The organism is Streptomyces sp. DI166 (assembly GCF_900091315.1).
Lineage (GTDB): Bacteria > Actinomycetota > Actinomycetes > Streptomycetales > Streptomycetaceae > Streptomyces > Streptomyces fuscus.
Map to the genome: position 1 here is coordinate 1 of NZ_FLSP01000207.1, position 3,543 is coordinate 3,543.

A 3,543-nucleotide genomic window follows, 5' to 3' on the forward strand; every position below is an offset into this window, starting at 1 on the left:
CACGTCCGGGCAGCTGATCGTGCCGGGGCCGGCGAGGGTGCGGGGGTCGTTCTTGGGCGTCTCCCCGGCCAGCGCCGAGTTGACGACGAAGGCCCCGGACAGCGCCAGCGCGGCGGCGCCGCCGATCAACGCGACACGACGCTTGTTGTACTTCGGAAGAGCCCTGGACATGCGGAATCCTCACTGGGTCGGGGGTGTTCGCTGTGTTCTGGCGGTACAAACGCGGCGCCTGCGTCCGGCGAGGAGTACGTGAAAGCGGTTTCCGGTGTTCAGTTCAAGACTGAATTTCCTCAGATTGACGAATCATGCAGAGTTCTGCATACTCATGCATCGTCGACGTGTGCAGGGGGAGCGACCCCGCAATGACGGCCGCCTCCCCGTTCACGCCACGGGGAGGCGGTGCCCCATCCAGACCCTCCAAGGAGCGCAGCAAGTGAGCAGCAACAGCGGTGACGTCCGGCTCTGGGGCGCACGGTTCGCGGACGGCCCCGCCGAGGCGCTGGCCAGGCTGTCGGCCTCCGTCCACTTCGACTGGCGGCTCGCCCCGTACGACATCGCCGGATCGCGCGCCCACGCGCGCGTGCTGCACAAGGCGGGCCTGCTCACCGACGACGAACTGCACCGCATGCTCGCGGGCCTGGACCGGCTCGCCGCCGATGTCGCCGACGGCAGCTTCACCGGCACCATCGCCGACGAGGACGTGCACACCGCCCTGGAGCGCGGGCTGCTGGAGCGGCTCGGCCCCGAACTCGGCGGCAAGCTGCGCGCCGGACGCTCCCGCAACGACCAGGTCGCCACCCTGTTCCGGATGTACCTGCGCGACCAGGCCCGCAACATCGCCGGTCTGATCGCCGACCTCCAGGACGCGCTGATCGGCCTGGCCGAGGCCCACCCGGACGTGGCGATGCCCGGCCGCACCCACCTCCAGCACGCCCAGCCCGTGCTCTTCGCCCACCACGTCCTCGCCCACGTCCAGGCGCTGTCGCGGGACGCCGAACGGCTGCGCCAGTGGGACGCCCGCACGGCGGTCTCGCCGTACGGCTCCGGCGCCCTGGCCGGGTCCTCGCTCGGCCTGGACCCGGAGGCGGTCGCCGCGGACCTCGGCTTCGAGAACGGCAGCTCCGGCAACTCCATCGACGGCACGGCCTCCCGGGACTTCGTCGCCGAGTTCGCCTTCATCACCGCGATGATCGGCGTGAACGTCTCCCGGATCGCCGAGGAGATCATCATCTGGAACACGAAGGAGTTCTCCTTCGTCACCCTCCACGACGCCTTCTCCACCGGCTCCTCGATCATGCCGCAGAAGAAGAACCCGGACATCGCGGAGCTGGCCCGCGGCAAGAGCGGCCGCCTCATCGGCAACCTGACCGGCCTGATGGCCACCCTCAAGGCGCTGCCGCTGGCGTACAACCGCGACCTCCAGGAGGACAAGGAGCCGGTCTTCGACTCCTGCGACCAGCTCGACGTCCTGCTCCCCGCCTTCACCGGCATGATCGCCACGCTCACCGTGCACCGGGAGCGCATGGAAGAGCTGGCCCCGGCCGGTTTCTCGCTGGCCACCGATGTCGCCGAGTGGCTGGTCAAGAAGGGCGTGCCGTTCCGGGTCGCGCACGAGGTCGCCGGTGCCTGTGTGAAGGCCGCCGAGGCCGAGGGCAAGGAGCTGGACGACCTGACGGACGAACAGTTCGCCCGGATCTCCGAGCACCTGACCCCCGAGGTCCGCTCGGTCCTCAACGTCCCCGGCGCCCTCGCCTCCCGCAACGGCCGCGGCGGTACGGCCCCCAGCGCGGTCGCCGTCCAGCTCGCCGAGCTGAAGGCGGACGTGGCCGGGCAGCACGAGTGGGCGAACGCCAAGAAGTGACCGCCCGCGACGGCCGGGTGAACGTCAGGAAGTGACCCAAGGGCATCACGGGCTACGTTGGTCGCACGTCCGCCGACCGAACGGAGCCCGCGATGCCCTTCGCCCGTCTCGCGACCGCCACGACCCCCACCTGCCACATCGGCCTCGGTCTCGCCGCGATCGGGCGCCCCGGCTACATCAACCTGGGCCGGGACCGGGACCTGGGGGAGGACCGCGCCGTCGAGACCCTGCGCGAGCGCACGCACGAACTCCTCGACGCCGCCTACGCCCAGGGCGTGCGCTACTTCGACGTGGCCCGCTCCTACGGCCGCTCGGAGGAGTTCCTCGCCGGCTGGCTCGACCGGCACCCCGAGATCGACGACATCGTCGTCGGCAGCAAGTGGGGCTACACCTACACCGCCGACTGGACGACCGACGCCGAGACCCACGAGGTCAAGGACCACAGTCCGGGGACCTACGAGCGCCAGCGCGCCGAGACCAACGCCCTGCTCGGCGACCGGCTCGACCTCTACCAGATCCACTCGGTGACCCCGGACAGCCCCGCCCTCGCCGACAAGGACCTGCACGCGAAGCTCGCCGAGGCGGCCGCCGCGGGTGTCACCGTCGGCTTCTCGACGAGCGGCCCCGCCCAGGCCGACGCGATCCGCGCCGCGCTCGCCGTGACGGTCGACGGCGAGCCCCTCTTCCGTACCGTCCAGTCGACGTACAACATCCTGGAGACCTCCGCCGCCCCTGCCCTCGCCGAGGCCCATGACGCCGGGCTCACCGTGATCGTCAAGGAGGGCATGGCCAACGGCCGCCTCGCCGACCCGCACGCCCCGGACGCGCTGAAGACGGTCGCGGCCGAGACCTCCCTGGGCACCGACGCCGTGGCCCTCGCCTTCGTCCTGCGCCAGCCCTGGGCCGGCGTCGTCCTCTCCGGCGCGGCCACCACCGTCCAGCTCGCCTCCAACCTGCACGCGCCCGCCGTCGACCTCGACGAGGGGCAGTTGGAGCGTCTGGCGGCGCTGGTGGAGGAGCCGCGCGTGTACTGGGAGCGGCGCGGACAGCTGCCCTGGCACTGACAAAACCGCAGGACAGTCAGTGAGTGTGAGACGCACATGCCCCGCATGAGACATCAATGTCTCACATGGGCTACTCTTGTCTCATGGCTGTCGACCGTGACCACGTGCTGCGCAGCGCAGCCTCCCTGCTCACCCGGAAATCCACGTCCACCATGGACGAGGTCGCCAAGGCCGCCGGGATCAGCCGGGCCACGCTGCACCGCCTCTTCGCCGGACGCGACGCGCTCGTCCGCGCGCTGGAGGCGCTCGGCATCGAGGAGTGCGAGGCCGCGCTGGACGCGGCCCGGCTGGACGAGGGCAGCGCGAGCGACGCCGTACGCCGGCTCGTCCACGCGATCGAGCCCGCGGCCGGACTGCTCGCCTTCCTCTACACCGAGAACCAGCTCTTCGAGGGTGAGGCGCAGAACGAGGGCTGGGCCCGCCTGGACGCCCGGATCGCCGCGCTGTTCCGGCGCGGTCAGCAGTCCGGCGAGTTCCGTATCGACCTCACCCCGGCCTGGCTCACCGAGGCGCTGTACGGCCTGGTCGCCTCCGGCGCCTGGGCGGTGCAGGAGGGCAGGGTCGCGGCCAACGACTTCACGCACATGATCGCCGAGCTGCTGCTCGGCGGCGCACTAC

At 71.1% G+C, this 3,543-nt stretch carries 3 protein-coding genes; all 3 read left to right on the plus strand.

Translation table 11 applies throughout. From position 1 onward, the window contains the following. Window positions 1–433: 433 nt before the first annotated feature. Window positions 434–1,861: an argininosuccinate lyase gene (gene argH, locus GA0115233_RS39720; RefSeq protein WP_093725632.1), complete on the plus strand. Its 1,428-nt coding sequence runs from the start codon at window positions 434–436 to the stop codon at window positions 1,859–1,861. Window positions 1,862–1,953: 92 nt separating this feature from the next. After that, window positions 1,954–2,925, plus strand: coding sequence for an aldo/keto reductase (locus tag GA0115233_RS39725; RefSeq protein ID WP_093725634.1), 972 nt, complete (start codon window positions 1,954–1,956; stop codon window positions 2,923–2,925). Between the two features lie 83 nt (window positions 2,926–3,008). After that, a partial coding sequence (locus GA0115233_RS39730; RefSeq protein ID WP_176712122.1) for a TetR/AcrR family transcriptional regulator occupies window positions 3,009–3,543 on the plus strand: 535 nt, incomplete at its 3' end.

Bases quoted from the DNA above. Each gene is read 5' to 3' on its own strand.
- GA0115233_RS39725 (WP_093725634.1), top strand. From the start codon at position 1,954: ATGCCCTTCGCCCGTCTCGCGACCGCCACGACCCCCACCTGCCACATC.